5 protein-coding genes and 1 pseudogene are annotated in these 4,031 nt (G+C 55.8%); all 6 read left to right on the top strand.

Translation table 11 applies throughout. From position 1 onward, the window contains the following. Positions 1-408, top strand: a pseudogene (locus B5F54_RS16970) (relaxase/mobilization nuclease domain-containing protein); the annotation flags it as partial. Further along, the gene (locus B5F54_RS16965) at positions 398-784 is read left to right on the top strand and encodes a cysteine-rich VLP domain-containing protein (protein ID WP_087221211.1); all 387 of its coding nucleotides are present in this window, start codon (positions 398-400) and stop codon (positions 782-784) included. The pseudogene B5F54_RS16970 and the gene B5F54_RS16965, both read left to right, overlap by 11 nt. A 112-nt stretch (positions 785-896) precedes the next feature. Continuing rightward, entirely contained in the window at positions 897-1,655 is a 759-nt protein-coding gene (locus B5F54_RS16960) for a phage replisome organizer N-terminal domain-containing protein (protein ID WP_072854084.1), read from the top strand. Further along, entirely contained in the window at positions 1,652-2,494 is an 843-nt protein-coding gene (locus tag B5F54_RS16955) for an ATP-binding protein (RefSeq protein ID WP_087221213.1), read from the top strand. Before B5F54_RS16960 ends, B5F54_RS16955 begins: the two co-directional genes overlap by 4 nt. A 14-nt stretch (positions 2,495-2,508) precedes the next feature. Further along, positions 2,509-2,697 carry a transposon-encoded TnpW family protein gene (locus B5F54_RS16950; protein ID WP_066522963.1) on the top strand — a complete coding sequence of 63 codons (189 nt, stop codon included), beginning with the start codon at positions 2,509-2,511 and terminating at the stop codon, positions 2,695-2,697. Between the two features lie 111 nt (positions 2,698-2,808). Further along, a partial coding sequence (locus B5F54_RS16945; protein ID WP_140400418.1) for a recombinase family protein occupies positions 2,809-4,031 on the top strand: 1,223 nt, incomplete at its 3' end.

The raw sequence follows: 4,031 nt of genomic DNA, 5'->3' as shown, positions 1-4,031 counted from the left end.
CGCCAGACCAGCGGCGAACTGAAAGCACTGGAAACCAAGCTACAAGGGAAAAAGGAGTTGCAGCAACAGGTACTTGCTTACGCCAAGACCAAGCCCGCCCGCGACGGGCTGAAAGCGCAGAAATCCGAGAAAGCCCGCGCCGCATACCGGCAGGCGCATGAGAGCGACTTTATTATAGCCGACGCAGCCGCCCGGTATTTCCGGGAGCATGGCATTACCAAGCTGCCCGCCCGGAAAGCGTTGCAGGACGAGATCGAGCAGCTTGTTTCCAAGAAATCCGGCCTGTATAACACCTATCACGAACAGAAACAGCGGTTCAAGGAGTTGCAGACCGTCAAGCGGAATATCGACCAGATTTTGCGCCGGGAGGAACCCCGCCGCAGAAAGGAGCAGAGCCATGAGCGATAAGCTGCCCCGCATGGACTACCGCCAGCACCGGCGGGCGCGGCGGCTGGTGCATGAGTGCTGTAACTACGACGAGGGGAACTGCCTGCTGTTAGACGACGGGGAGCCTTGCGTGTGCGTCCAGAGCATTTCCTTTTCCCTCATGTGCCGCTGGTTCCGTGTGGCTGTTCTGCCCCTTGACGAGGAACTGGCCGCAGCCCTCTTGTACCGGGGGAGCCGGAAACGGTGCGCCGTCTGCGGCGCGGCCTTTGTCCCCAAATCCAACCGGGGGAAATACTGCCCCGACTGCGCCGGGCGCATGAAGAAACTCAAGGCCGCCGAACGAAAGCGGAAACAAAGGCATAAATGTCACGCTTTAGAGCCTTTCAAACCCGCATAAATCAAGGCTTTTTTCGTGGGTGTCAAAGGGTGTGCGATACATTTATCCTTTTCCCCCGGAAACAGCGTTCTAAATGCGTACAAACGCCCCAAATCCACCCAAAGGAGGAACCATGTCAGACAACCGAAAATACTACTACCTCAAGCTGAAAGAGAATTACTTTGACGAGGACGCTATCGTGCTGCTGGAAAGTATGCAGGACGGTATCCTCTATTCCAACATTCTCTTGAAACTGTACCTGAAATCGCTGAAAAACGGCGGGAAGTTGCAGCTTGATGAAAATATCCCCTACACCGCACAGATGATTGCCACCATTACCCGTCAGCAGGTCGGCACCGTAGAGCGAGCCTTGCAGATTTTTATGAAGCTGGGGCTTGTGGAGCCGTTACAGAACGGCGCGCTGTATATGAGCAACATTGAACTGCTTATCGGCCAATCCTCTACCGAGGGGGAGCGGAAACGGCGGGCAAGGCTGGCTTTGCAGGAGCAGAAAGCCTTGCCAAAGGCCGGGGCGGACAAATGTCCACCATATCAAGCGGACATTTGTCCACCAGAGATAGAGATAGAGAAAGAGATAGAGATAGAAAAAGAGAGAGAGCGAGAGTTAGATACGGGACAACCCGCCCGCGCCGCCTATGGCCGGTATGAAAATGTCTTTCTTTCGCAATCAGAACTGGACGGGCTGAAAGCAGACCTGCCCGACAAGTGGAACTACTACATTGACCGGCTATCCTGCCATATCGCGTCCAGCGGCAAGCGATACCGCAGCCATGCCGCCACAATCTACAAATGGGCGCAGGAGGACGCAGCCAGGAAAGCCCCGAAAAAGGGCATACCAGACTACTCATGCAAGGAGGGCGAGAGTTTATGAAGAACGAAATCAACGCTGTTTTGGAGAATATGACGACCACCACCCCGGAGCCGGAGGACTACACCGGCGAGGACGGTTTACTGTACTGCGGCAAGTGCCGCAAGCCGAAAGAAGCCTATTTTGCGCCGGATAAGGCCGCTGTCTTTGGCCGTGACCGCCACCCGGCAGAGTGCGACTGCCAGAGAGCCGCCCGCGAGGAACGGGAGGCCGCCGAGAAGCGGCGCAGGCACCTTGACACCGTGGAGGAACTGAAACGCCGGGGCTTTACCGACCCCACCATGCGGGACTGGACTTTTGAGAACGACAACGGCAGGAACCCGCAGACCGGGATTGCCCGCCGGTATGTGGAGCATTGGGAGGATATGCGAACCGACAATATCGGCTGCCTGTTCTGGGGCGGCGTGGGAACCGGGAAAAGCTACCTTGCGGGCTGTATCGCAAACGCCCTCATGGAGAAAGAAATCCCCGTCCACATGACGAACTTTGCCCTTATCCTCAATGACCTTGCCGCCAGCTTTGAGGGGCGCAACGAGTACATTTCCCGCCTTTGCCGCTATCCGCTGCTTATCCTTGACGATTTCGGCATGGAGCGCGGAACGGAATACGGGCTGGAGCAGGTTTTCCATGTGATTGACAGCCGTTACCGCAGCGGCAAGCCGCTGATCGTCACGACCAACCTCACGCTGGACGGCCTGCACAACCCGGAGGACACCGCCCATTCCCGGATTTATGACCGGCTGCTTTCCATGTGCGTCCCGGTACGTTTTACCGGCGAGAATTTCCGGCAGGAAACCGCGCAGCGGAAAATGGAGAGCATGAAGAAACTGATTACCGACTGAAAGGAGTATTGCCTATGGCAGATAACAAGCAGCCCGACACCCGCACCGCCCGCCGCCCCGACTGCGTGACGGAAATCCGCATGGGCAATTCCGTCCTTGTCGTGTCCGGCTATTTCAAGAAAGACACGACCACCACCGCCGCCGACAAAATGGCGCGGGTACTGGAAGCGGAAGCCGCTGCTACACAAAAACCGGCGATTTGACAAGCTGTAAAGAAGCAGATTTGACACTTTTGCCGCTATACAACCAGCCCTATTCCGTGGTACAATGAAACCACGGAATAGTGGGGCTGGCTGTCGGAAACGGAGGATTTTATGTTAAGACAAGCCACCCAAAACCTCATTACCGCCCTTTATCCGAGATTGTCCCATGAGGACGAATTGCAAGGTGAGAGTAATTCCATATCGAATCAAAAAAGGATACTCGAAGCCTTTGCAAAACAGAATGGCTTTACCAACCTGCGCTGGTACACCGACGACGGCTATTCCGGCGCGAACTTTCAAAGGCCCGGTTTTCAAGCCATGCTTGCAGACATTGAAGCTGGGAAAGTGGGTACAGTTATCGTCAAGGACATGAGCCGGTTAGGGCGAAACTACTTGCAGGTAGGGTTTTACACGGAAATGCTGTTCCCTCAAAAGGGCGTGCGTTTTATCGCTGTCAACGACAATGTGGACAGCGCAAACGGCGGCATGGACAACGATTTTACCCCTCTGCGAAATCTGTTCAACGAATGGCTGGTGAGAGATACGAGCAAGAAAATCAAGGCAGTTAAGAGAGCAAAAGGCATGAGCGGCAAGCCCGTTACCAGCAAGCCGGTGTACGGCTACCTCATGGACGAGGACGAGAATTATATCGTTGACGAGGAAACCGCGCCGGTAGTCCGGCAGATATACCAGCTTTGCCTTGCCGGGAACGGCCCGACCAAGATTGCCCGTATGCTTACGGAGCAGCAAATCCCCACGCCGGGGACGCTGGAATACCGCAGGACGGGCAGCACCCGCCGCTACCACCCCGGCTATGAGTGCAAATGGGCGACAAATACCGTTGTCCACCTGTTGGAAAACCGGGAGTACACCGGCTGTCTGGTAAACTTCAAGACGGAGAAGCCCTCTTACAAGACCAAGCACAGCGTAGAGAACCCCATCGAGAAGCAGGCCATTTTTGAGAACCACCATGAGCCTATCATAGACCGGGAAACATGGGAGCGCGTGCAGGAGTTACGCAAGCAGCGCAAACGCCCGAACCGCTATGATGAAGTGGGGCTGTTCTCCGGTATGCTGTTCTGCGCCGACTGCGGCCATGTGATGTACCAGCAGCGGTATCAGAACAAGACCCGTAAGCAGGACTGTTACATCTGCGGCAGCTACAAGAAGCGCACCCGTGACTGTACGGCGCACTTTATCCGCACCGACCTGTTGACCGCCGGTGTCCTCTCCAATCTCCGGCAAGTGACGGAATATGCCGCCAAGCATGAGAGCCGCTTTGTGAAGCTGCTTATCCAGCAGAACGAGATCGGCGGCAAGAGAAAGACCGCCGC

Source organism: Anaeromassilibacillus sp. An250, from assembly GCF_002159845.1.
In the GTDB taxonomy this organism is placed as follows: domain Bacteria; phylum Bacillota; class Clostridia; order Oscillospirales; family Acutalibacteraceae; genus Anaeromassilibacillus; species Anaeromassilibacillus stercoravium.
This window is presented reverse-complemented; position numbering and strand designations above follow the sequence as displayed.

Coding starts and splice junctions, on each gene's coding strand:
- B5F54_RS16965 (WP_087221211.1), top strand. CDS start 398: ATGAGCGATAAGCTGCCCCGCATGGACTACCGCCAGCACCGGCGGGCG.
- B5F54_RS16960 (WP_072854084.1), top strand. CDS start 897: ATGTCAGACAACCGAAAATACTACTACCTCAAGCTGAAAGAGAATTAC.
- B5F54_RS16955 (WP_087221213.1), top strand. CDS start 1,652: ATGAAGAACGAAATCAACGCTGTTTTGGAGAATATGACGACCACCACC.
- B5F54_RS16950 (WP_066522963.1), top strand. CDS start 2,509: ATGGCAGATAACAAGCAGCCCGACACCCGCACCGCCCGCCGCCCCGAC.